The organism is Mucilaginibacter sp. UYCu711, assembly GCF_050433825.1.
Classification (GTDB): Bacteria; Bacteroidota; Bacteroidia; order Sphingobacteriales; family Sphingobacteriaceae; genus Mucilaginibacter.
Genome location: NZ_JBNPWM010000005.1, coordinates 111,080 through 135,661, shown reverse-complemented (window position 1 = coordinate 135,661; position 24,582 = coordinate 111,080). Strand labels below are relative to the sequence as shown.

Genomic DNA, 24,582 nt, shown 5'->3' with positions numbered 1-24,582 from the left:
TTACCAATTATTACAGCTTGAAACATAAATATAAAACGCAGCCAGGCAATACCCGGCTATTTACATTTTTTGGGGCGATAATCTTTTTAATATCTTTTGGTCATGCTTATGGCCAAAAGGTGCCTGTACCTGTTACAATTACTATCGACCTGAAAAAGAAAGGCCCAATCATCCCTGACGATTTTACAGGTTTAAGTTTTGAAACCGGTAGTGAGCGCATTGGTAACGCCGGCGTTAAAGGTTATTTTTTTGATGCGGAGAGCAAACAGGTTTTGAACCTATTTAAAGAACTGGGCATTAAACACCTGCGCGTAGGTGGCGGATCGGTTGATATTAAAACTATTGAACCGACAACGGCGGATATCGATCATTTTTTTGGCTTTGTAAAAGCAGCTGATGTTAAAGTACTTTACTCTTTCCGGTTACTTAATGGTAACGCCGCTGTAAATGCCGGCATAGCCAAATATATCTGGAGCAAGTATGGTTCGTATATCGATTGTTTTTCGATTGGTAATGAACCCGATTGGCGGTCGTACCACCAAACCGATCCCGAAATAACAGATTATCCATCCTATTATAAAAAATGGAAACGGTTCCAGCAAGCCATTCTTGATTCGGTACCGGCTGCAACCTTTACCGGCCCCGAAACCGGCAGCAACTACCCGGTCGCAGGCGCAAAAAACACTAACTATAATGATAAATCATGGACGGTAAACTTTGCCACCGATGAAAAAGGATCGAAACTGATAAACTATATCTCGCTTCATAATTATGCAGGGCAGGATGCGCCGGGTAATACTATTGAAAGCCTTATAGAAAAAATGCTGTCGCCAAATATGGCTAAAGTTAATTTCCCGGCTTTGTACGAGACCGACCTCGTGCCTGTGCGTAAGGCTGGTTTTAAATACCGGGTAACAGAATCAAACAGTTTTAGCGGTGATGTTGCCGGCAGCAGCAATAGTTTTGCAGCAGCCTTGTTTGCATTAGATTATATGCACTGGTGGGCGGCACATAAAGCTGCCGGCGTAAACTTCCATAATAAACAATGGGTTAAAAACGCGCCAATTTATAAAGATGCGGCTGGTAACTTCAATGCTTATCCTATAGGCTACGGAATAAAAGCATTTAACATAGGCGGACATGGTACAGTACAGCCTGTTACTATTGCCAATCCCGAAGGAATAAACTTAACAGCTTATGCGGTGAGCGCTACCCACGGGCTATACATCACTATTATCAATAAATCCTATGGCGACGGGGCAAAAGATGCCTTAATTACTATTAAAGCACCAAGCACCGGTAAAAAGATAGCAACTATGTCGCTTAACACACAGGATAATAATATTACTGCCCTAACAGGCGTAACCTTAGGCGGTGCACCTATCAGTAACAGCGGCCCATGGCAAGGGAAATGGACACCTGTAAAAATAAAAAAAGCCGGTAACTGCGTTGTACAGGTACCGGCTTCGTCTGCCATTATTGTTAAGATCAATTAATTATTTAAACACCGATTCTACATCAGCTAATGTAACACCTAATACCTTTTGGGCTATAGTATTCAATGCGGCCTTATCACCCATAAAGTGGAATACTTTATGCTGATGTTGCAGCTTACCACCGGGTTTTAAAAACGCTGCCGGCGATACACTTTCAATTTCGTAAAACGGCCCCATCTGGCTGCCATTGGCTAAAGGACCGTCGTTGTAGGAGTTTACAGCATCACCGCTTAGTGGCTTACGGTCGGTGCGCCACTCTTGGTTAAGATACAGGCCGTTATTATCAACATCAAATTTGGCAATGGTAAGTACATTGTTTTCCGCATCATAGCTGCCAATTACCGGCATGGCACGTTTTGGAGTAATACCCAGTTTACCGCGCGATTTACCGTCAGCCTTAAAATACAGCACATTGTTTTTATAGCTGATCCTGTCGGCTTGGATCTGGCCAAAATAATCGGTAGTGGCTATCTTGGCAGTTTTAGCATTATTGTACGGAATGATGATCACAACCTTTGGCGATGGCGTAAACATATCCAGGTTCCACATGCAGGGTGCGCCAGTGGTTTGTGTCCACTCGGTAGTGCCGGCGTTGGTCAGGCTGTTATCGGTTTTAAAGCCCACTGCTTTAGTTTCGGGTGTTAGCTTAATACCGAGATCGGTTTCAATTGTAGCGTTGTTTAAAATGGCTATATCGCGACCTACTTTAATTTTAAGCTGCGTACCTGCATAATTAAGTAGGTCCATATCTTTTGTTAACGATACCATTTTAGCATCCGACGAAACCACTTTCCAAGCTTCGGTGTCAAATGCTTTTGGGGTATGCCAATACGGGAACTCCATTTTAGTGCCGGGCTTAAAGAATAACGAGAATTTACCCCCTTCCGGCCCCAGCCATAAACGATCCTCGCTGCCATAAGCATTCATGTGCGAATCTGTATCTGCCGCAAATGTTTTATAATTGATCCAGCCAAAGCTGCGTCCTTTTAAACCATCAGCTGTCGAAGTAAAAACCTTGCCCTGGTATTTTGCCGATACAATGATCTGCGCCAATCCATCTTCATTTTTTAATACCAATACGCTGTCATTCTTCTTTAGGAAATCAAGGTCATACCCATAAGTACCTTTCGCATACGTCACCGCAGAATCAGCGGTGGCCGCGTCTTTTTTTCCCTGCATCTGGCAGGATGATAGCATTGCAGCAACACCAATTACTGCATAGCTTAATTTCAATTTATGGCTCATATTTAGTTTTATATTGGTTATCACTTAAATCAATTGTAGGCAACGGTGTTTATCAAAGTCCCTATCCCATCAATAGAAATTTCAACAACATCGCCCGGTTGCAAAGTAAAATCGTTTGGCGGTACCAGGCAAGTACCCGTCATCAGGTAGCATCCATTCGGAAAACTTAATTCGCGGAACAGAAACCCCGCCAGTTCGTCTAAAGATCGTTTCATTCTCGATAAAGGTGTTGAGCCCTCGTAAAGCGCTTTATCGCCGCGTTTAATAACAATGCTAATATTGGTTTCCTGGCTTATCTGCACATCAATAACATACAGGCACGGGCCAATAGCCGCGCTCTTGTCGTAAGTTTTCGCCTGCGGCAGATAAAGGGCATTCTCGCCCTCAATACTGCGCGAACTCATATCATTACCGATTGTATAGCCTTGAATACTTCCTTTTGAGTTGATAAAAAGCGTCAACTCAGGTTCGGGCACGTTCCAGGTCGAGTCTTTACGAATGGCAACATCTTGCCCATGACCCACCACACGCTGTGGTGTCGACTTAAAAAAGATCTCAGGCCGTTCGGCATCATAAACTCTTTTATACAGATCAGACCCACCTGAAGTTTGCGACTCTTCAACCCTGGCATCCCTGCTTTGCAGGTAAGTAACACCAGCAGCCCAAACTTCCTGGTTAGCAATAGGCGGCAATAAATCTGCCTGCCAATTGTCGCTGGTGACTTTTTCGGCAGTTTTTATTTGTGACAATAGGTAGTTATACAATCCGTCCCTGTTCACTACATCATCCCATTGCCGGTTAAGTTTGTAAACCGAACTTCCATCCTTTAAAAAAACGCCCTGTATTGTTTTATATAATTTCATTGGTTCAAGCAATTTTATCTTTTGTTAGTTCGCCATCAACCTTGCGCCAGATCTGCAATGGATTATCGTTTTGCAACTCGGCTGGTAATAGCTCCTGCGGGAAATTCTGGAAACACACCGGCCTGGTATACCTGTATATGGCTTGCGAGCCAACCGATGTGGAGCGGCTATCAGTTGTTGCCGGGTACGGGCCGCCATGTAGCATAGCATGGGTAACCTCTACGCCTGTTGGCATATTGTTTATCATTAAACGGCCTGCTTTCTCTTCCAGGATATTAAATAATTCACCAAACTCAGCCACATCATTTGTATTGGCCCAGATGGTGGTAGTTAATTGCCCGGGGATCTGTTCGGCAATTTGCAGCAACTGATCTGCATCATCGGCAATTACATGTATAGCCACCGGGCCAAAATGCTCTTCGAACAAGGTCTTATCCTTTAAAAAATCAGTACCCGATACCGTAAATGCCTGCGGAACAGCTTTGCCATCACCACCGGTACCAGCACCAATTGATTTTAATGAGGTGTTACCCGATAGTTCAGAAATGCCCTTACAGTAAGAATTATAGATGGCATCGGTAAGCATCGAGCCACCTGCGGCCTCTGTTAACGATAAGCTGTATTGCGACAAGAACTGTTCAGTTTCCGCACCTTTTATCAGCAGCACAATTCCGGGATTGGTGCAAAACTGGCCAACGCCCATTGTATTTGACGCTACTAAAGTTTTAGCAATACCCACTGCATCATCCTTTAATTTACCGGGCAACAAAAATACCGGGTTCACGCTGCCCATTTCGGCATATACAGGGATAGGCTCATCGCGTTTGGCAGCCAGGTCAAACAATGCCCTGCCACCTGCTAACGAGCCGGTAAAGCCAACAGCCTTAACCAACGGATGTGTTACCAATGCTTTGCCGGATTCGGTGGTTTTACCATGGATCAAAGAGAAAATACCATCAGGCATCCCGGTTTTTTTTGCCGCTGCTACAATGCAGTTGGCCACCAGCTCGGATGTTACCGGATGACCGAAATGGGCCTTAAAAACAACAGTGCAACCAGCTGCCAGGGCCGAAATAGTATCGCCACCGGCAACAGAAAACGCAAACGGAAAATTGCTTGCCCCAAATACTGCTGTAACACCCAGCGGCCTTGCCATCTGGCAAATATGGGGTTTAGGCAATGGCTGCCTGTCGGGTTTTGCGGTGTCAATTATTGCATTTACCCATGAGCCTTCTTTTAGCAGGTCGGCAAATAATTTTATTTGATTAACGGTACGGTCTATTTCGCCATTTAGCCTGGCTTGGGGCAAGTGGGTTTCCTGCATGCCATTTTCTATCAGCACCTCGCGGATACTGTTGATCTCTGTCGCGATAGCCTCTAAAAACTTAATCCGGTCTGCCGTTGGTAATAGTTTATAAATCTTAAATGCTGAGGTGGCTTTCTTTGCAGCCTGGTCGACATTAGCTGCCGATGCTTCTTCAAAAGTATGTTGACCAGAATTAAATGTCCCGGTATTACCGTCGGATTTTGTGTAGCCTATAATTTGTTTTCCTGTAATTTTCATAAGTAGTTTGCGGGTATTAACCCATTTTTTTTATCGCCCCCGAAACGATCACTTTATTAACCGGGATAGTACCGTATGCCACATTTAAAGATGGCACACCTGCTTTAAGCGTCACAGTTCCAAACCCGTTTGCGGTAGACAGGAAGCTGGTAAAATCGCCCACCTTCGAATCTACATGCAATTCTTTACTCACCGCATCATACCGTACGCCCGTTAGCCCTTCCAGCATCCCATAACTTGCCATAGCGCGGGCATACCAGTGGCCGCACTCGTATTCATTAAAAGGATTACGTACCTCGCCGTCATACCTGTCGCGGCAGGCGCGTACAATATCCAGGCCTTTTTGAACTTCGCCCATCAGCATTAAGTGCGAGGCTACCTGGTATTCAATCCCCGTCCAAACCTCATTACTGTAAACAAATGGCAATGATAACATGCCGCCTTTAGGCCATGAGCATAGTAATAAACCGGCCTCATTGCCTATGGCAAATGTTGGCCGCTGCGGATTAGAGTGTTCATGCAGGTTATTTTTTAAATTGTACTGATGAACGGCTTTTAAATGATTACGGGTTTTAGCCGCTTCCAACGGATCAGGCAAACCACACATCCGCGACAGCCAGGCCCCCATCACTCCATCTGATAACACACCGGTGCCATACTGATATTTTGGCCCTTCTTTCTCTAATAGGGCTAACGCTTCAGGTGTATATTGCGATCCGAAGGATTTTACTTTAGTCGGGTCGGGCGCTTGCAGGCCCTTCCATTTAATTTCCTGCGTAAAGTATTGGCCGTTATAAAGGTTGCTTTCCATATAGGTGCGACCTTTAGAATACAGCGTCTCATATTTCTGCATGTCATTACCCAGGAACTTACCCATTGTTGTTAATGAATTTAACGCACCCAGGTAAAAACTGGTGGCAAAACCCGTCGGCCCCCAAAATTCGATATCGTAGGTATTATGATGCGGCTCCTGTATAACGCCGCTGCCAGTTGGGTCCCAGGTTTTGATGCAGTAATCCAAACTTGCCTGCACTTTGGGATAGATGTTTTTCAACCATTCATTATCGCCGCTGATACGCCATTCGCGGTGCACTTTCATGATGCCGCCCAACTGCCCATCGGACGCCGCGTGGAAATTATGTACCACCCGCGTAATCGGCAAGTTCGACCGGAACATTTGGTGCCCGTCGGCATTTTGGCTTTCGTTAAACTCGGTATTGCGTAAGCTGCGCTCCAAATTTGGGAACAAATGCGATACCGCCTGCGCATAGTTCCACACGTGCGTGCATGAGCCATGGCAGCTGCCACCATTATCACCACAACCCTCCCAACACCAAAACCGGCCATCATACTGCCGTAGTACCGTTGGCGATTTCAATATGGTCAAATTAGCCGCCACTGCCTCTACAACTTCGGCAGGCAGCGTGCTTTTGTAAAATGAATCGGTAAATAGTTTTGTTTTATTACGCAGATCGGTATAGTTGGTATCCCAATAAGCGGCTACCTCTGCTATGTTTTTAAACTTACTGCTGTACCAGGGCTTGTAATATTTTAGAAGCGGATCTTTGTTTACTCTTTCCTTATCGGCAGGATCAACCTCGCCCAGGTGAATTTTGGTATTGGGTACATACCAGGCCATCATCAGCCGGATTGTTTTTTCCTGACCCGGCTTTAATGTAAACGGAACAAATAACGACGCCCCTTGTGCATCTGCTACCGGCGGATTACTTTTCACCTCGCCATCCTGAATGGTTTTCCAGGCCATGGTAAGCCCATCGAACCAGCCACCCCTAAACCAGCAGTGATCGACTACTGTAGCTGCATCGTCAGTATATATGGCAAAATCGGCTTGTTTTTGCGGATCGGCTTCGGTGCCATCAACGGAAATAACAAAACCGTTTTTAATGCTATTAACTGTATTTTTGGTAGCCAGCTGATTTAAAAAATGCCGGCTGTTATAAGAAAAAACACATTCCTCTGTTTTTGCGCCGGTATTTTTAAAATGATACTCTAAACCACCAACCGGTAAACTGGAGTTATCTTCATCCGTTGGGATAAACGGGCTCCAGCCCTTAATCTGGATAGCTAAAGGTACATCCTTATCTTTCAAAGCGATATCAGCAAACGGGAAACGTGCCGAAAACCCGGCGGTTTCAAAACGCGGCAAGCCCCAGGTTGCACCAGGACCGCCGAGAGCTGATTCGTGCTGTCCAAATTTTTTCCAGCCCGGCACTTTGCTCTCTAAAACTTTAGCCCCATTTTTTAACCCTTTTATGCTGATGGCAGCAAACACTGCAGGCTCATGAAACATCTCGGGGTAGTTACGTACTGACATGTGCGAGATAGCGCCGGTACCTTCCAAACAAAACATACCCGCGCCTATGCCTCCAATAGGGAAGGCCACGCGGTTGTTGTATTTGCCGGTATAAGGTGCGTTATACTTGCGCTTATCAATATCCACAACTTTTATATCATTCTCAATCGCTGCTTCCTTCCTGTCAAACGCTTTTACACTGCCGACAGGTAAGAATGCAGCCACACCCCCAACCCCGATATTCCTGAGAAATACACGTCTGCCTGATTGATCTTTCATAAAGACAATTTTAATTGATCTCTAAATCATCCTTTGCCGGTAGTTTTGGGAAAGATGTATGCCCACCATCCTGGTACCAGAATGCTACAGATATAATATCCGAGTGCTGCGCCAGATATCTTCCGCCCGATTTCCAGCCAAGGTCCTGTATAGTAACTTTCAAATCCTTATCAAAGCGGATAGGGTCCTGGATGTGCCAGCGATATAGGCCAAAGCGCTGTCGTATCTGGTAATGGCCATCGCCTTTTATAACCTGCGGCATACCCGTGTATGGCGTGGAGAACTCGGTATAATTAACTTCTTCCATACCGGCGGCATTCTTCTTACGTGTATCAAAATCATACGATCCGCAAAAATAATCCTCGGTACCGGTACCAACTATGGTAGCGTAATCGGTATCACCATCCATAAAGAATTTGATCTCGCCTTCGCCCCACCAGCCGTTGTTATTTACATCAACGCCCATATAAGTGCCTACATATTGGCCCTTACCTTTAATGCCGTCAACTATAGTATATAAACCGCTATCACCATGTTTGGATTTGCGGAACTGCGCGTGCAGATATCCTTCATCGGCACCAACTTTAGTTAAGGTATAATCAACCTGGTAGTACAAGCTCATCTGCCTGTCGTCAAGGTTTTGCATAGTAATACGGCATTTTTTTCGGAAAGGCATTTTCCAGTAGCAGTTAAAAGCGCTGCCCGGGTTTACCGCAACCGGCAATGAATTTAGCGGCGAGTAAGCGTTCCAGCCCATACCAAAGAACGCGCCGACCGGGCACTCAATAGATGGCTCAGTCTCATCATCCCAATAAAAACGCAGGATTGATAAGCGCCAGTTACCTGTAGGCGTCATCCAGATATGTTGTATGGCGCCTGGGCCGGTCATCTCGGCAATGGTGATGGTTTCGCCGGCATTGATGATAATATATGGGTTAACTTTCCAGCCTATACCCAAATCGCGGGCAGCACTGGTAGCATTGGCAATGTTGCGTTTGCCTTTATCTTTCACGGGATCGGCCATGCCGCCCTTACCTTTTTCGCCGGTAAAGTTTTCAGGACTGATAGATCGTGTTTTAGCATCTGACAGTCTTGATAATGTACCAAGGTTCATGTCAAGGCCATTAAATTTTTCGTTTTGCTGCCCAAAACATTTAAAAATAAGCAAAAAGCAGGCAAGACTAAGGGTTAACTTTTTCATTGTTTAGCAGGTTTAATAATTGGTATAATGGTTAACGGGTTGGTTTAAAGCCCGGATAGTTGGTTATCAGCCTCCAATATTGGAATTTAACATGAAGTAAAGAAAAAAAAGTCACAATTTTTCCATTTAAAACGAGAAACGTTTAAACATCTTGTTTATACAAGTTTCGACTTGATATTTAGCCAGCAAGGCTTGGTTTAACCTTGCTATTGTTTACCAGGAACTTGCTTTGATAGCCCAGCGGCGTTTTACCCGTTACGCTTTTAAACGCTGAGTGGAAGCTGGAGAAGTTATTAAAGCCGCTCTCATAGCAGATCTGTTTAACGTTAACGCTATCTTCTATCAGCAATTTACAGGCATGGCCTATGCGGATCTCGTTTATAAACTGCGAGTAGGTTTTTTGTGTTTTCAGCTTAAAATAGCGGCAGAACGAGTTGGGACTAAGGTTGGCTATCCCTGCAATCTCTTCCAGCAAAATCTTGCTTTTAAAGTTAGCGAAGGAGTACTCGCATATCGAGTTGATGCGGTCCTTATCAGCCTCCTCAAAATTTTGCCTGAAACCCAATGATGCCAGTACTTTCTTTTCCGGGCACTCGCTTATAGCAAGCAGGGTCTCCAATAACAGCAATATGCGGCGCGGGCCTTCGGTGGTTAGGATCTCCTGCATATAGGCGGCTATCTTCTTTTTAGCAGGCCCCAATATCTGTAAACCGCGGGTAGCGCTATCAAGCGTTGCTTTTATAGTTTTGTTTTCGGGCAGGTTAAGGAAGCTATCACCCAAAAAGTTATCGTAAAAGTGCATTACGGTAGCAAAGGGCTGCGAGCCGTCCAATTCTACTTCGGCTTCATCATACTTCCAATAATGCGGCAGGTTCTTGCCCACCAATACCATATCACCGGGACCAAAGATCTTGATATTATCGCCTACAAACTGCGTACCCGAGCCACGGTGAAAATATACCAGCTCCAGCTCGGGATGATAGTGCCAACGATTATTAATGTTAGGCGCTTTGTCCTGCCGGGCATTGAACGAGTGTACAATTTCGCTGGTAACTTTTAATAACTGGGGTTTCATAATTGGTTTACTATAGCAAATATTCATATAATAAACCTTATTACCAATAACCAGGGTAAAATAACTTACTAACAGTCGATATGCTCCGGGCAAGCAAAGCCAATCCATAACTTACACTGTTTTGTTTCACGAAAATGCCAAACAAATGAAACAAATGAAACAAGATCACAAGCTAATTAACTGTATAACAGTAATTTATAAAAAACAAGTGAAACAAAATGAAACAACTTTTACGTCAGGATTTTTCGCTAATATATTACTATAAAAAACTCAAAATCAAATAGTTAAGAAATACACATTTTAGCCGCTATGAAACACGTTTTTTGAAACAAGATGAAACAAACTTTTCAAGTTTTAATTCTCCGGAACCAACAGAACCGCATCGGCTACAATTGCGCCATCAGCTCCCTTATTTGTTACCATTACATACCCGTTTTTACCCGCATAGAACCCATTTATACCTAATGATACCCACTCGCCCTGCGTTTGGCCAACTACCTGTACATCGTTTTTATTAATGGTTTTGGTGATGACGTTTTGCCCGTCAGAGATCTGGATCTGCGTTAGCAGTGATGCGCGCGATACTTTGGGAACATACAAGTAGACGTGATACTTACCGGCCTTTTTAACCTCCGGGATAAATTTAATTTCTGTTGGGATGGACTTAGCGGTATCCAAATAAAACGACGGGCCATAACCGCCGGCAGTTCCGCGCCGCCATGAGCCGGTTTTGGTTACATGTTCGGTATCATCATTATCAACCAGTATTTCGGCGGTGCTGTGGTCAACCAGGGGATTACTTTTCAGTTCGGCCTGTAATTGTTTAACGTCTATTTGCTGTACGCCGGTATTTTTATCAATAGCCTGGCTGGCCGCTACCGCTGCCGATTGCGCCAGTACCATAAACACCGGCTCCATCCTTATAGACCCATAAGCCATATGGCTGGCCGACAAACAAACCGGCACCGTTAAGTTATCGCATTGCTCTTTTTTAGGGATAATAGACCGGTAAGCAACAGGGTACGGACTAATACCGCGTAACTGCACATCACCCTCGTTCTTTACCATGCCGTTTAGTACAATACGCTCGGCATTGTGGCTGTCCATATTATAAGCGCCCATGCCTACCCCATCTTCAACCACTTCTTTGCGCAGGCAATTGGCTTCGGTCATAACGTAAGCACCCAGCATCCGCCTGGCCTCGCGTACATACATTTGCGGGGTAAAGTTGCCGTTATTGGTGTACTCGTCTTTTGGATAGCCCCATTTCAGCATTTGGTTACGCAAGTGCTCCGGCATGCGTGGGTCGTGCCCAATAAAGTAAAGGAAACCTTTGGTGTAAACCTCGTGCGCTTTGGTTATGGCCGCGCGGGTTGCATAATCGCCATCGGGATAAGCATAGTTCATCCCTATCATATCCGTACTAAACGGACCGCTATTATTGATATCCGTTTTATGATTTGGCATCATATCCGGCTTCAGGAAAGCGCTCCAATCCTTCGCCGGTTTTGCGGCAAGGTATCTTAATAATAATTCGTAATGGGTAGAGTCGTAGCCTTCGGGCCGGGTTATTTCAACTTTATTGGCCGGGTCGTTAGTTAAGCATAACCTGAAATTGTACGACTGGATCTTTTTATCGCCGCTGCCAAAGGGCGCCATAGTCTCCGGGCTTATTCCCCAAAGCAAACCACTTTCTGGCTTACCCGGAATTTTATAGGGGTCGATACCGTCCGGGAACTGGTGCCCTTCTCTTATTTGCACCCCATTAACAGTTTCGTTGTAAACGCTGTTGGCCTCACGACCGGTGGTATAGCTTACACCTGCTTTTGCCATCAGGTCGCCCTCGTAAGTGCAATCGATAAACTGGCTGGCTGCTATAATTTGTGTTTTTGCTGATGGATTTAAAGCGCTCTCTAACTCGATGGCCGAGATATGATTACCCCTCTTTATCACTTTGCGTAACCGGGTATTGTAGATCACTTTAACATTACCACGTTTAATATAATCCAGGAAGATGGCTTCGGCAACTTTTGGCTCGAAGGTCCATTGTTCAAACCTGCCATAGTGCTGGCCTATACGGCGGTAAAAATCGCGTGCCAAGCCGGTTACCACATATTTATTGCCGATATCGGTATAACCCAACCCACCGGTTGAAAGGCCGCCAAGGCGGTTACCAGGCTCTATCAGCACTACGCTTTTATTTAGCTTAGCAGCAGCATACGCGGCAATTACACCTGCGGATGTACCACCGTAAACGCAGATGGCCACGGATGATGCCGGTTTGGTTTTTGGTTGCGCTTCTGCTTTATTAAGACAGAAGGACATTAAAAATAGGACGCAACATGTAGCAAGTGATTTACGCATAGATTTATTATTGGTTCTACAAATCTATCATTGTGAATTTAATATCAAATAGTAACACCGCTTTATTAAAGGAGGCTCCTCTGGAGCCATTCCTTTTTTATACTACCAAGCTATAAACAGGCGACTCCTCCGGAGTCACAGATGCCTAACTAACTAAATAAGTTCCAGCGGAACTACCTGTTTATAGCAAAATTCTCATAAGCAAAAAGACTCCGGAGGTGCCTCCTCTGGCCATTCCTTTTTATACTACTAAGCTATAAACAGGCGACTCCTCCGGAATCATAGATGCATAACTAAATAAGTTCCAGCGGAACTACCTGTTTATAGCAAAATTCTCATAAGCAAAAAGACTCCGGAGGTGCCTCCTCTGGCCATTCCTTTTTTATACTACTAAGCTATAAACAGGCGACTCCTCCGGAGTCACAGATGCCTAACTAAATAAATAAGTTCCAGCGGAACTACCTGTTTATAGCAAAATTCTCATAAGCAAAAAGGCTCCGGAGGTGCCTCCTGAGCCTTTGCTTTTTTAAAATCTAACCGCTTTCTAATTATTACTCTATTACTCTATCCAAATGCGTATACCCGCCATCAACATGAATTAACTGCCCGGTGGTATGGCTTGATACTTCTGATAGCAGGAATACAACCATATTGGCAATCTCTTCGGCTGTGGTCATGCGGTGGCCAAGCGGGATGTTTTTTACGATATCCTTTAATTTCTGTTCTGGGTTCGCCATCCCGGCTATGTAGGCTTCGTAAAGTGGTGTCCAGCATTCGGCGACAATAACAGCGTTCACTCTTATCCCGTAAGGTAAAAGCTCAACAGCCCATTCGCGGGTTAAGGCGTTACGCCCCCCGTTGGCTGCGGCATACGCCGAGGTATTACCCTGGCCGGTATCTGCCACTTTCGAGCCTATATTTACGATATTCCCTTTTGATTTTTTAAGCTCGGGCAGGGCAAATTTTGCCATCAGGTAATAATGCACCACATTGCGTTGCAGGCTCCGCATAAAGTCATCGTAGTTGCCACTTTCAAGCCCTACGCCATCATTTACACCGGCATTGTTTATCAAACCCTCTATGCGCCCATATTTGGCTATAACGGCTTCTACGGCTTTTTCGCAATCATCAGGGTTGGTCAGCTCGGCTACTACCTGGAACGATTCAAACCCATGCGATGCCAGCTCATCAACCACCTTTAAATTATCTTCGGCTTTGCGGCCCACTATCACCGGGATAGCGCCCTCATTAGCCAATACTTTTACAATGCCTTCGCCAATGCCTTTGGCACCGCCGGTTACAATGATCACTTTATTTCTTAATTGTAAGTCCATCTTTTGATGTTTTAGTATTTTACCTTTTTGATTGATTACCGCTATGTCATTTCGACCGTAGGGAGAAATCTATACATTGTTCAGTTAGCGCGTGTATAGATTTCTCCCTATGCTCGAAATGACAAACGGGGAGTTTATTTAAAGCCCATAAAACCTACTCGCATTATCACCCCAAAACTTGCTTTGTTCTGTATCAGATAATTTAGCTACATATATTTCGGGGATACTCAGCATTTCGCCATAGGTGGCGGCAACGCGGCATACCGGCCAATCTGATCCATACATTACCCTATCCGCACCAAACGCCTCAAACACCACATCCATATAAGGCATAAAATCTTCGTATTTCCATTCCTTCCAGTCGGCTTCAGTAACCATGCCTGATATTTTACAGCTTACATTTTTATTTTGGGCGATGGTTTTCATACCCTTTGCCCATTGATCGATATCGCTATTTTTAATATCAGGCTTTGCCAAATGATCGATCACAAAAGGCTGATCAGGGAACGTCGCTGCAAATTCATTAGCGAATCCTAACTGATCGGTATAGATCAAAATATCATAGGTATAACCAAACTGCTTAAGCTTAACTATCCCGCTTTTAAAGCCGGCATTAAGCATATAGGCCCTGTCGGCTTCGCCCTGCAAAATATGGCGGAACCCTTTTAGCTTATCAAACTGCTTATAATAGGCCAACCTATCTTCAATGTTTGCCGCTTTAAAGTCAACCCAACCTACTACGCCTTTAACAAAATCATTGTTCATAGCCTGCTCCAGCAGGAAATGATTTTCGGTTTCGGTTTGATCTGCCTGTACGGCAACGCAGCCGTTAAAGCCGTATTCGTGTAATATCGGTTCCAAATCGCCCGGCAAAAAATCCTGCCGGATGATCTCCATATCATCATTGATCCAGCTGTGTGCTACCGGATCGTAATTCCAAAAGTGTTGATGCGAATCAATTCTTGGCATAAGCTTTTAACACTTGTTTTGATTGGCCTAATCCATCAATACCCAATTCCATAACATCGCCCGGTTTTAAGTAAACAGGCGGCTTAAAGCCCAGGCCAACACCTGCAGGCGTACCGGTTGATATGATATCGCCCGGCAGCAGGGTCATAAATTTACTTACGTAGGCTATAACAGTCGGCACATCAAAAATGAAGTTTGAGGTATTGCCGTTCTGCATGATCTGGCCGTTTACTTTTAGCCAAAGGCGCAGGTTATTGATATCGCCCAGTTCATCAGGTGTTGCCATAAACGGGCCCATAGGCGCAAAGGTATCGCAACCCTTACCTTTATCCCAGGTCCCGCCACGCTCTAACTGGAACTCGCGCTCCGACACATCATTATGCAATACATAGCCGGCAATATAATCTAATGCCTCGGCCTCGCTAACATAGCTTGCTTTTTTGCCGATAACCACGGCCAGCTCAACTTCCCAATCAGTTTTAACAGAATCCTGTGGAATGACAACATCATCATTAGGACCAACCAACGCGGTGGTCGACTTCATGAACAGCACCGGCTCGGCAGGTGGCGTGGCACCGCTTTCTTTAGCGTGATCAGCAAAATTTAAACCGATACACAGGATCTTTGACGGCCGTGCAAACGGGCTGCCCAAACGTTCGCCATCGGCAACTTTGGGTAATTTACCTTCGTTAGCAGCCAGGAATTTACCCAAACGTGCTAATCCGTCAGTCTCAAAAAACTGCTCGTTATAATCTTCGCCAAAGGCGGATGTCTCGTAGTTAGTATCGTTAATAATTACCCCTGTTTTTTCTGCGCCCGGGTTTCCCCATCTTATTAGTTTCATTGTAGTAGTGTTTATTTATAATTTTTTGTAGCGATGGGTTTGAAACTCGTCGCTACGGTTGTTGATATAGTTTGCTTGTATTATTTCCGCCTGTCCGCGTCGACTCACCCGGTCTACGCTTCGCTGGACCACCCTCTCTTCGCTGCGCGGAAAGAGGGTGGTTTTTTGTTTTTGTTGTTTTTTTTCCCTTCCCCTCTTTCCGCCGAAGGCGAAGAGAGGGGTGACGAGCGCAGCGATGTCGGGGTGAGTAACCACCTCCCTGCGCCGCCGCGCTTCTCTAATTATTCAATTTAACAAATCCCCCATCCAGCAAATAATCACAGCCGGTTACAAAACCGGCCTCGCCGCTGCATAAATACAACGCCAGCGAAGCCACCTCTTCGGGCTTGCCCATTCGGCCAATCGGCTGGCTCTTTGATAGTTTATCAAACATCTCTTCTTCCTGCCCTGCATAGTTCTTGGCTATAAAACCATCCACAAACGGGGTGTGTACCCTTGCCGGGGATATGCTGTTGCAGCGAATGTTGTCGGCCATATAATCGCGTGCTACGGATAGTGTCATAGCTGAGACAGCACCCTTACTCATGGAATAGGCAAACCTGCTGGTGATACCAACCACCGCCGCTATCGATGCCATATTTAAAATAACGCCGCCGCCTTTTGCTTTCATTAACGGTATAGCCGCGAACAGCGAATTATAAACGCCTTTTACGTTTACATTAAATATGCGGGTAAAATCTTCTTCGCTGGTCGTATCGGCAACACCAATGTGGGCTATGCCTGCATTATTAACCAGGATATCAATTACACCTATCTCATTGTAGGTTTTAACTATTTGTTGCTGGTCGCTCACATTGCAGCTATAGCTTATGGCTTTGCCGCCATCATTTACTATTTCATCAACGGTTTCTTTTGCAGCTTCGGCATTTAGTTCGATGATATGCACAAAGGCGCCCTGTTTGCCAAAAAGCACCGATATTGCTTTGCCTATCCCACTGCCGCCACCGGTTATTACTACCGATTTTCCTTTTAAACTAAACATTGTATTTTACTATAGACTAAAAATTTTATTCATTAACACCCATTTTTCGCCGGGCCTGGCGCCGGGGATAGCCTGCTGATATTTCCACATCAGCAGCTCCCACTCCTGTACTTTTGGATTGGCCGCATCCATAGCTCCTTTTTTATCGAAGCTAAAACCGGCACCCGTTTCCATGATCATAAATAGGCGGTTACCAAAACGGTAGATCTCCATATCGGTTATACCGCCACCGGTAATGCTATCGTGGATCTCGGGCCAGATCTTCTCGTGGTATTTCTCGTATTCCGCTATCAGTTGCGGGTCGTCAACCAAATCTAAGGCTAAACAATATCTGCTCATAATTACGCCGCTTTTTTTACAACCTTATGCCCTTTTAAGCCATAGTACAATACTACCACAAAACATAATAAAGGCACGATATAGGCCATTTGGATGCTGCCTGTTTTGTCGGATATCAGCCCCATAAACAATGGCGCTACGCCACCACCTATAATTGCCATAACCAGGAACGATGAAGCAATTTTTGTTTCCTCGCCCAAACCTTTAATACCTAATGCAAATATAGTTGGGAACATGATTGACATAAAGAACGGCACCGCCATAACCGCGTACAGCGCAACATTGCCATGCGTAGCTAAAGCTATAATTAACAGTAATATACTGATAGCCGCATAGATACTTAACAATCGGGCGGCATCAATATAACGCATAAAGAAAGTACCGGCAAAACGGCCAACCATAAAGCCAACCATGGCTATTGATCCCCATAAAAACGCGGCCTCTCTTTCGGCTATGTCCGCAACAAATTTGGAGTAACGGATAAAGAAACTACCCACGCCTACCTGCGCACCCACATAAAAAAACTGTGCTATAACCGCCCATGATACGTGTGAATGCTTTAATACTCTGGCCGAAAAATCTGTACCGGCTGTATGGCTGTCAACCGCGCTATCGTCCTCTTTAACATCGGGGATCCGGGTAAATACAAATAACAGGATCAGCAAAATAACCAAACCACCAATTATTAAATATGGGACCTTTACCGTGTTTGCTTCTGATTGCAGGTAAGCTGCCAATTGGCCGGCCGACATGTTTTTTAATTCGGCAGGTGTATGTTCAATACCCGACAGGATAACCTGCCCGCCTATAATTGGCGCTACAAACGCGCCTACCCCGTTAAATGATTGCGCAAAGTTTAACCGTTGTGCCGATGATTCTTTATCGCCCAACAGGGTTATGTACGGATTGGCAATTGTCTCTAAAAACGTGGCCCCGCTGGCAATGATAAATAACGCGATCAAAAAGAACATATAGCTATGCGCGTTAGCGGCCGGGATAAACAACAATGCGCCCAATGCATATAGCGTTAAACCTACAATGATGCCTTTTTTATAGCTGTATTTATGCACAAATAACCCCGCGGGGACAGCTATTAAAAAATAACCCAGGTAAACCGCCGAATCAATAAATGATGATTGGGTATCTGTTAACTGGCATGCCTTTTTTAAGTGCGGGATAAGGATTGGATTAATGTTGTGCAGGAATGCCCACAGAAAAAACAAGGAAGTCACCAAAATTAATGGGAACAGGTATTTATTTTTCGACATAATGGTTACAAGTTGGTTTATTATTGGTTATAGCAAAGAAAGCATATAAACATATCACAAAGTAATACTTATTAACTAAATATTGAGCGATTTTGGCATAAATCATTTAAAAATACCATTTAACAGGGTAATAAATAAACTAATTTTTATGCAATCGTTGCCGATTTGAACCTGATAGTTGAAGTGTTTTTAATTAACCGTATAATTGCTTTTAGTTAACCTGCCAATTAAAATGTATAAACCGGCTACCATAAAAGATATAGCTTTAGCGCTTAAACTTTCGCCCTCTACGGTGTCGCGGGCATTGCGCGATGGTTATGAAATAAGCACCGAAACCAAGAAACTGGTTATGGATTATGCCAAACAGGTTAACTACAAATCAAACCCCATAGCGCTGAGCCTTAAAAACAGGCGCAGTTACTCCATTGGTATTGTGGTACCTAAACTGGCTAACAGTTTTTTTTCGCAGGCGATAGCCGGTATCGAGTCGATTGCTTACGAGCGGGGTTATCATACCATCATAACGCAAACCCATGATTCGTCTGAGCGGGAGCTGATCAATGTTAACCACCTGGCCCAGCGGTCGGTTGATGGTTTGCTGATCTCTATGTCGGCCGGAACATCTGATTATAGCTTCCTGAAAACGTTGCATGAGGATGGGTTACCCATTGTTTTCTTCGACCGGATAATTGATGAGATAAATACTTTTAAGGTAACATCTGATAATTTTGGCGGCGCTTACCAGGCAACCGAATCGTTGATTAAAGCGGGGCGTAAAAAGATAGCCTTGTTATCTAACGCGCCGCAATTATCTATCACCAACGAGCGTTTGGCCGGCTACATGAAAGCGCTGGCCGATTACCATATCCACTTCAGGCCCGAGTTGATCCGCAACTGCAGCAAAGGCGGTAACGATTACCAGGAGGTGGAAGATGCAGTTAAAGAGCTGCTGGCATCAACCAATAAACCCGATGCCATATTCATCAGCAGCGACCGGATCAGCATATCATGTATACGGGCATTGAAGAATTTAAATTTCGATCCCAAAGAAATAGCTATAGCCGGTTTCTCCAACTCGGATGTGGTTGACCTGTTACAGCCTTCGCTATCCTACGTCAAACAAAAATCCTTCGAAATGGGGCAGGTAGCGGTTGAAATGCTTTTAAAACTGATTGAAAGCAAATACCCCATCACCGAGTTTGAAACCAGGATTTTAGATACAGAACTGCATCTGATCGATAATAAATAGGAATCTTCTTTTTATAGAATCTGCAATAATTAATTAACGCTTATTTTTCGTACCTGGTTATTTTTCTGATCGGCTACATAAATATTTCCTGTTGCATCCAGTATTACGCCACGTGGTCCGTTAAAGCGGGCCTTTAAAGCCGGGCCATTGGCAAGGCCATTATCACCGCCTGCAATGGTGCTTACCACACCTGCGGGATTTATCATACGGATGCGGTTATTATCAAAATCGCTAACATAAACATTACCTTTGTGATCGGTTGCTAAACTAAGCGGATTATTAAACTGCGCGTTACTACCATCCCTGTAGCCGGCTGTTCCATCGCCTGCAAAAGTGCTAACTATACCTGTGTTGCTTATTTTGCGTACCTGGCTATTAATAGGGTCGCTTACGTATACATTTCCCACATCATCAACCGCTATCCCCAGGCCATCTGTAAACTCTGCGGTTGCTGCCGGGCCATTGGCGTTGCCATACTTGCCGCTTCCGGCAAAGGTGGTTACTACGCCTATAGGCGTTATTTTTCGGATACGCAAGTTAAAAGCATCAAACACATATAAATTACCTGTTGCGTCGATAGCGATATCGGTAGGGTAATAAAATTTTGCGGCAGTACCTATGCCATTGGCAAAACCTGATGTTCCATCGCCGGCAATGATTGTTATTACGCCATTACGATCTATCTTGCATATGCGGTGGTTAAAGGTATCAGCAACATACACGTTGCCATCCCCATTTGTTGCAAGGCCAAGCGGGTATTGAAATTTAATTTGGCTATTATTACCATACACTGAAGTAACGCCTTTACTGGTTATCATACGCACCACATTGTTATTAATGTCGGTTACAAAAACATTGCCGTTTGCATCAACCGCAATACCACCCGGGGCATTAAAACGTGCGGCGGCGGCATTGCCGTTTATAAAACCGGCTGCAGTATCGCCGGCCAAAGTGGTAACCTGGTAGCCAGGTTCTTTATGATCCGGAGGGCAATTATATGTGTTATACGTTTTTTTGCATGAGTTTAAATGTAAAAGCGTTACAGAAAACAATAAAATGGAGGTACGCAATATGCTTTTTGATTGATTGGTATCAGCATTTAAAATAAATTTTGGCACAAAAAGCACAGCAAGTTTGCGCAAGGTAAGGTTTAAGATCATACAAAAATTTGGAGTTGGGTTATGGGTTATACATGATTAGCGCGAGGTTATTCCGGGGAAATACAGGAGTACTCTTCGCGTTTCTATTTATCTATTTAATTGTGAGGTTTGCAAATGTGTTAATATCCCTAAGACGAGCACTTTTACTAAAAGGTTGTGTTGTGTTTAATTTTTCCCGGGGGGGGACTAATAAAGCTACGGTTCCAGCCGTTCTCAAGTGTTCCATCTTTAAAAGTGGAACAGTTACTTTATAGCAGGACCAGGTTTTGGCTGAAGCCGAGGAAAAAAAAGCCCGGCTATCATGGCCGGGCTTACAAAGTCTCTTTTATTTTAGGGGTAGATTTATTACTGCGTGGTAATAGTTAAGGTTTTCCCTTTTTTCAGATCAGCATCTGTAATAAAATAGCCGTTTACTTTTTTATCCGTCCAGTTAATGCTGGTTATTTTACGGCCCTTACCTTTTTTAATGATGGTTGTAGGGGTTGTACCTAATTTTAAAGTAACCTTATCAAACAGCGGAACAGATACGATATAGCTTGGATCGGCCGGCGAGAAGGTATAGAAACCCATTGCATTAAACACAAACCAGGCAGACATTTCGCCGGCGTCATCCATCCCTGCGTAAGCCAGTTTATCTTTGCCCATATCGTAATAGTTGTTCATCACGCTGTCTAATAACACCTGTGCCTTTGGCTGTTTATCAACAAAATAATAGTAGAATATGGTGCTATGATCCGGCTGGTTGCCCTGGCAATAATTGCCGATAAAACCCGACATATTATCGGCTTCATGCCCATCATACGGCGTTGTAAACATATCATCCAGCTTTTTCTCGGCGGCGGCTTTACTTCCAAACAAGGATATTAGTCCCTTAGGATCATGCGGCGCGAAGAAGGTTTGCTGCCACGCATTGCTTTCGCGGTACATGTATTCGTAGTAAACATAGTTAGGATCGAAATTTTTCACCCAGCTGCCATCGGCTACGCGGCCCTGCATAAATCCGGTTGCCGGGTTAAATACATTTTTATAGTTGCTTGTCCGCTTCATCAGCATATCATAATTCTTTGTGTCGCCCAGCTCTTTAGCTAATAAAGCAGTAGCATAGTCATCATAAGCATATTCCAGTGTTTTGGTTACAGCCGCCTTACGTACCGTATTAACAACCGGGTGCTCAACTACATCTTCAGCGATATAGCCTTTGGTATTGTATTCGTCTACATATTTGCGGGTCCCTTCTACCGTGGCATTTTTCAGCATCAGGTCGTAAGCGCCTTTTACATCGTAGCCTTTTAAGCCGCGCAGGTATGAGCCTGCAACAATTGCCGAAGCATGGTCGCCGTGGAAGAACGTCGGCATAAAACCTTTGATCTTACCTTTATCAACCAGCGATTGGATCACATCATTCATTACTTTTGGCGACAGCATACCCAATAAAACATCCTTATTGCGGTAATCATCCCAGATAGACGGATCGGTGTAATAATTGAAACCTTTGTTTTGTACTTTGCCTTCGGCATCAATAAAATCACCGTTTATGTCGCTGCGCAAGGCCGGCCATAAAAACGAACGGTATAAACACGAGTAGAACAACCCCTTTTGCTTTTCGGTACCGCCGGTAACCTGCAGCTTGCCCAACAGGTTTGTCCAGGTTTGGTTTGCCTCGTTTCTAACCTGCGCGAAACTTTTACTCAGCATTTCTTTCTCTAAATTCTCTTTTGCATTCTTAACGCTCACAAACGAGAAACCAATTTTAAGTTCGAGCGTATTTGAGCCATCAGCAAAATTTACAACAGGCATTACTTTAGGCCCGGTGGGCCCGCCACCCCTGCGGCCAGTTGGTTGAGGCGAAGTGCCGGCGGTTTTTAATGAATCTACTTTAATAATTTTATGGTTAGCCACTGCATAGAAATACATTTTTTCGCCGCCCTGCTGGAAACCTGTCAACACATTGTCGCCCTCTTTTTTAATATCCCAGGTGCGGATCCTTTCGTTAGCCATTGATAGGTCGGCGATAAGCTTAATACTGGCACCCGGTTTAAAAGTGTATTTATGGAACGCGCAGCGCAGGGTCGAGGTGAGCTCGGCATTAACGCCGTAGCGTGGCAGGTAAACCTGGTAATAACCCGGGTGCGCGGTTTCGTTTTTATGGCTAAAGCCCGATTTATAATCATCGGCAGTAAAGTTGCTGCCGGTAGCCGGCATCAATGGAATATTGGCCAGGTTCCAGTGCCCTTTGCTGGTATGGGCAAAACCATAGATAACCGTATCTTCATATTGATAGCCCGAACCGCTATGAAACTGGCTCACCGGCGTTAACTGCACCATAGCATTGGGCACAGACGATCCCGGGAAAACTTCGGCACCCCAGCTGCGGTGTGTCGGCACAAAGCCAAGGTCTTTCGGGTCCCATAAAGTAGCAGTACCCAGCAATGGGTTTACGTAAGCAGTTACCGGTTTTGCCGCGGCGGCTTTTTTCTGCGCCTGCGCATAGCCAGCGGACAGCAATAGCAAAGCCGCTAATACAATATTTTTTTTCATGATGGTGGTTCTATTGGTTATGCTAAAGATAAAAGGTTTATCAGTTATTTTTTGTAATAATATGGGGACAGAATGACGTCTTAATATCAAAAATGTCATTTCGACCAAAGGGAGAAATCTATACATTTCAAATTCACCGCTTGTATGTGTATAGATTTCTCACTATCGTTCGAAATGACAACCTTATATGGTTTTTATCCTTTCAAATCATATTTAGTCTCTAACCACGCATAGCGCGCCAGTATCTCCAACAGTCCGCCATGATCCACCAGGTTTTTAACTGTTATTTTTCCCCTGTTCTTTCCTGTAAATAAACCTTTTTCGTTTTTATCGGCAGCGATGGTGCCGTCAAGGCATTTTTTAAAGCCCATGATATATTTAGTGTCTTTATTAAACTTTAACAAGTGTTGGTAGCCTCTTAACAACACGGCGTTGAACCAGTAATCATCCCTGAACTTCTCGCCGCTGTAAAAGAATTTAAGCGACGCTTCGGCAATAGCGTTGGCTTCGTCAAGGTATTTCTTGTCTTTGGTGATCTCATACAGGTACACGTAGGCTTCTAACGGGGTGCCGGTATTGTAAGACAGTATACCTTTGTTAACCCGGCCGTCGCGGGTGCGGATGTTATCCCAATACAGTTTCTCGGGAGTTTGCAGTTTAGCGTCAGTCCACTTCATTATCTTAATGGCGGTATCAAGGTAAGCCTTCTTTTTTGTTGCCTGGTACATTTGCAAGGCTATCAAAGCCCCCGGGCCATTTGAGCAGGTATTTTTAGAACTCAGGTCGCCCTCTTTCCAGTATACGCCGCCGCCTAAAACCTGGTCGTAGCCGGTCATGATAAAGTCGTACATATCTTTGCCAAGGGCAAGGTCGGCTTTGCTTTTGGTGCGGGTGTAAGCATCTAAAGCGGTGATACCGATCCATTCGTTATCGTCATAGTAGCGTTCGCCGGGTTTTAACTTCATGATGTAGTCGGTAAAGCCGCCGTGCGGCGGGGCCGGGTTATAGTACTCATACATCAGCTTTAGCATTGGGCTGCGCAGATTTGTTTTTGGCTCCAGCTTTTCAATTTCGTTTGCTGCCTGGTACATGGCGCAATACGACCATAAGTAAGTGTATTGCCTTGTGTAACCGTTTTTCTTTTCGCGTTCGGCTGAATCAACCACTACAAAATACTCGCCTGATGCCTTGTCATAGAAATTGGTTTGAATAACATCCTGCAGGGCCTTCATCTCTTTATGATAATAGCCGCCCGATTTTACCTGCGCGAAAACAGATGCCGAAAAAAGCATTAATAATAAAGCCGGCAATAAGCTGCGTTTATTGGTGATCATGGTTATTTAGTTTAATTGGTTATTGGGTTGATAAATCTGCAAAATATTTATCAATTAACAGCTTTACGTAACTGATTTTATACGCAAACGTTTGCTATAATCGC

At 44.5% G+C, this 24,582-nt stretch carries 19 protein-coding genes; 3 read left to right on the top strand and 16 right to left on the bottom strand.

Translation table 11 applies throughout. The annotated features are described in order from the left end of the window. The first annotated feature begins 17 nt into the window (after positions 1–17). The gene (locus ABIB50_RS12180) at positions 18–1,496 is read left to right on the top strand and encodes a glycosyl hydrolase family 79 C-terminal domain-containing protein (protein ID WP_429380001.1); all 1,479 of its coding nucleotides are present in this window, start codon (positions 18–20) and stop codon (positions 1,494–1,496) included. Here ABIB50_RS12180 and ABIB50_RS12175 read toward each other — a convergent pair whose 3' ends face one another. From ABIB50_RS12175 to ABIB50_RS12130, 10 genes are all read right to left on the bottom strand, one after another. Beyond that, positions 1,497–2,741, bottom strand: coding sequence for a DUF6786 family protein (locus tag ABIB50_RS12175; protein ID WP_429380000.1), 1,245 nt, complete (start codon positions 2,739–2,741; stop codon positions 1,497–1,499). Positions 2,742–2,770: 29 nt separating this feature from the next. Then, positions 2,771–3,604, bottom strand: a complete 834-nt coding sequence (locus tag ABIB50_RS12170) for a fumarylacetoacetate hydrolase family protein (RefSeq protein ID WP_429379999.1) — start codon at positions 3,602–3,604, stop codon at positions 2,771–2,773. A gap of 4 nt (positions 3,605–3,608) precedes the next feature. Continuing rightward, a complete protein-coding gene (locus ABIB50_RS12165) occupies positions 3,609–5,168 on the bottom strand; it encodes an aldehyde dehydrogenase (NADP(+)) (RefSeq protein ID WP_429379998.1) in 1,560 nt (519 codons plus the stop codon). 16 nt (positions 5,169–5,184) lie between these two features. Then, the gene (locus ABIB50_RS12160) at positions 5,185–7,761 is read right to left on the bottom strand and encodes a GH116 family glycosyl hydrolase (protein WP_429379997.1); all 2,577 of its coding nucleotides are present in this window, start codon (positions 7,759–7,761) and stop codon (positions 5,185–5,187) included. 10 nt (positions 7,762–7,771) lie between these two features. Further along, positions 7,772–8,962 carry a glycoside hydrolase family 172 protein gene (locus ABIB50_RS12155; protein WP_429379996.1) on the bottom strand — a complete coding sequence of 397 codons (1,191 nt, stop codon included), beginning with the start codon at positions 8,960–8,962 and terminating at the stop codon, positions 7,772–7,774. A 178-nt stretch (positions 8,963–9,140) separates the two neighbouring features. After that, on the bottom strand, positions 9,141–10,037 hold the full coding sequence (locus ABIB50_RS12150) for an AraC family transcriptional regulator (RefSeq protein WP_429379995.1): 897 nt from the start codon (positions 10,035–10,037) through the stop codon (positions 9,141–9,143). A 354-nt stretch (positions 10,038–10,391) separates the two neighbouring features. Next, positions 10,392–12,362 (bottom strand): FAD-dependent oxidoreductase, encoded by a 1,971-nt coding sequence (locus tag ABIB50_RS12145; RefSeq protein WP_429379994.1) that lies wholly within the window; start codon positions 12,360–12,362, stop codon positions 10,392–10,394. Positions 12,363–12,952: 590 nt separating this feature from the next. After that, positions 12,953–13,735, bottom strand: coding sequence for an SDR family oxidoreductase (locus ABIB50_RS12140; RefSeq protein ID WP_429379993.1), 783 nt, complete (start codon positions 13,733–13,735; stop codon positions 12,953–12,955). Positions 13,736–13,873: 138 nt separating this feature from the next. Beyond that, the gene (locus ABIB50_RS12135) at positions 13,874–14,704 is read right to left on the bottom strand and encodes an amidohydrolase family protein (protein ID WP_429379992.1); all 831 of its coding nucleotides are present in this window, start codon (positions 14,702–14,704) and stop codon (positions 13,874–13,876) included. Then, the gene (locus tag ABIB50_RS12130; RefSeq protein WP_429379991.1) at positions 14,691–15,548 is read right to left on the bottom strand and encodes a fumarylacetoacetate hydrolase family protein; all 858 of its coding nucleotides are present in this window, start codon (positions 15,546–15,548) and stop codon (positions 14,691–14,693) included. Before ABIB50_RS12130 ends, ABIB50_RS12135 begins: the two co-directional genes overlap by 14 nt. A gap of 33 nt (positions 15,549–15,581) precedes the next feature. On the opposite strand from ABIB50_RS12130, the gene ABIB50_RS12125 reads away from it, so the two are divergent. Then, positions 15,582–15,842, top strand: a complete 261-nt coding sequence (locus ABIB50_RS12125) for a hypothetical protein (RefSeq protein ID WP_429379990.1) — start codon at positions 15,582–15,584, stop codon at positions 15,840–15,842. Here the strand turns inward: ABIB50_RS12125 and ABIB50_RS12120 are convergent. From ABIB50_RS12120 to fucP, 3 genes are read right to left on the bottom strand one after another with little or no spacing between them, the layout of a single operon-like run. Continuing rightward, positions 15,826–16,590 carry an SDR family NAD(P)-dependent oxidoreductase gene (locus ABIB50_RS12120; protein ID WP_429379989.1) on the bottom strand — a complete coding sequence of 255 codons (765 nt, stop codon included), beginning with the start codon at positions 16,588–16,590 and terminating at the stop codon, positions 15,826–15,828. The two genes, ABIB50_RS12125 and ABIB50_RS12120, sit on opposite strands and share 17 nt — an antisense overlap. A gap of 9 nt (positions 16,591–16,599) precedes the next feature. Further along, on the bottom strand, positions 16,600–16,929 hold the full coding sequence (locus ABIB50_RS12115) for an L-rhamnose mutarotase (RefSeq protein ID WP_429379988.1): 330 nt from the start codon (positions 16,927–16,929) through the stop codon (positions 16,600–16,602). Positions 16,930–16,931: 2 nt separating this feature from the next. Further along, positions 16,932–18,197 (bottom strand): L-fucose:H+ symporter permease, encoded by a 1,266-nt coding sequence (gene fucP / locus ABIB50_RS12110; protein WP_429379987.1) that lies wholly within the window; start codon positions 18,195–18,197, stop codon positions 16,932–16,934. Between the two features lie 232 nt (positions 18,198–18,429). Between fucP and ABIB50_RS12105 the strand changes: the two genes are divergently transcribed. Further along, entirely contained in the window at positions 18,430–19,446 is a 1,017-nt protein-coding gene (locus ABIB50_RS12105) for a LacI family DNA-binding transcriptional regulator (protein WP_429379986.1), read from the top strand. Between the two features lie 29 nt (positions 19,447–19,475). Here ABIB50_RS12105 and ABIB50_RS12100 read toward each other — a convergent pair whose 3' ends face one another. From ABIB50_RS12100 to ABIB50_RS12090, 3 genes are all read right to left on the bottom strand, one after another. Next, positions 19,476–20,606, bottom strand: a complete 1,131-nt coding sequence (locus ABIB50_RS12100) for an NHL repeat-containing protein (protein WP_429379985.1) — start codon at positions 20,604–20,606, stop codon at positions 19,476–19,478. A 345-nt stretch (positions 20,607–20,951) separates the two neighbouring features. Further along, complete coding sequence (locus ABIB50_RS12095; protein WP_429379984.1) at positions 20,952–23,144, bottom strand: GH92 family glycosyl hydrolase; 2,193 nt, start codon at positions 23,142–23,144, stop codon at positions 20,952–20,954. A 194-nt stretch (positions 23,145–23,338) separates the two neighbouring features. After that, on the bottom strand, positions 23,339–24,478 hold the full coding sequence (locus ABIB50_RS12090) for a glycoside hydrolase family 76 protein (protein ID WP_429379983.1): 1,140 nt from the start codon (positions 24,476–24,478) through the stop codon (positions 23,339–23,341). Positions 24,479–24,582 lie beyond the last annotated feature (104 nt).

Coding starts and splice junctions, on each gene's coding strand:
- ABIB50_RS12175 (WP_429380000.1), bottom strand. CDS start 2,741: ATGAGCCATAAATTGAAATTAAGCTATGCAGTAATTGGTGTTGCTGCA.
- ABIB50_RS12170 (WP_429379999.1), bottom strand. CDS start 3,604: ATGAAATTATATAAAACAATACAGGGCGTTTTTTTAAAGGATGGAAGT.
- ABIB50_RS12165 (WP_429379998.1), bottom strand. CDS start 5,168: ATGAAAATTACAGGAAAACAAATTATAGGCTACACAAAATCCGACGGT.
- ABIB50_RS12160 (WP_429379997.1), bottom strand. CDS start 7,761: ATGAAAGATCAATCAGGCAGACGTGTATTTCTCAGGAATATCGGGGTT.
- ABIB50_RS12155 (WP_429379996.1), bottom strand. CDS start 8,962: ATGAAAAAGTTAACCCTTAGTCTTGCCTGCTTTTTGCTTATTTTTAAA.
- ABIB50_RS12150 (WP_429379995.1), bottom strand. CDS start 10,037: ATGAAACCCCAGTTATTAAAAGTTACCAGCGAAATTGTACACTCGTTC.
- ABIB50_RS12145 (WP_429379994.1), bottom strand. CDS start 12,362: ATGTCCTTCTGTCTTAATAAAGCAGAAGCGCAACCAAAAACCAAACCG.
- ABIB50_RS12140 (WP_429379993.1), bottom strand. CDS start 13,735: ATGGACTTACAATTAAGAAATAAAGTGATCATTGTAACCGGCGGTGCC.
- ABIB50_RS12135 (WP_429379992.1), bottom strand. CDS start 14,704: ATGCCAAGAATTGATTCGCATCAACACTTTTGGAATTACGATCCGGTA.
- ABIB50_RS12130 (WP_429379991.1), bottom strand. CDS start 15,548: ATGAAACTAATAAGATGGGGAAACCCGGGCGCAGAAAAAACAGGGGTA.
- ABIB50_RS12125 (WP_429379990.1), top strand. CDS start 15,582: ATGGGTTTGAAACTCGTCGCTACGGTTGTTGATATAGTTTGCTTGTAT.
- ABIB50_RS12120 (WP_429379989.1), bottom strand. CDS start 16,590: ATGTTTAGTTTAAAAGGAAAATCGGTAGTAATAACCGGTGGCGGCAGT.
- ABIB50_RS12115 (WP_429379988.1), bottom strand. CDS start 16,929: ATGAGCAGATATTGTTTAGCCTTAGATTTGGTTGACGACCCGCAACTG.
- fucP (WP_429379987.1), bottom strand. CDS start 18,197: ATGTCGAAAAATAAATACCTGTTCCCATTAATTTTGGTGACTTCCTTG.
- ABIB50_RS12105 (WP_429379986.1), top strand. CDS start 18,430: ATGTATAAACCGGCTACCATAAAAGATATAGCTTTAGCGCTTAAACTT.
- ABIB50_RS12100 (WP_429379985.1), bottom strand. CDS start 20,606: ATGATCTTAAACCTTACCTTGCGCAAACTTGCTGTGCTTTTTGTGCCA.
- ABIB50_RS12095 (WP_429379984.1), bottom strand. CDS start 23,144: ATGAAAAAAAATATTGTATTAGCGGCTTTGCTATTGCTGTCCGCTGGC.
- ABIB50_RS12090 (WP_429379983.1), bottom strand. CDS start 24,478: ATGATCACCAATAAACGCAGCTTATTGCCGGCTTTATTATTAATGCTT.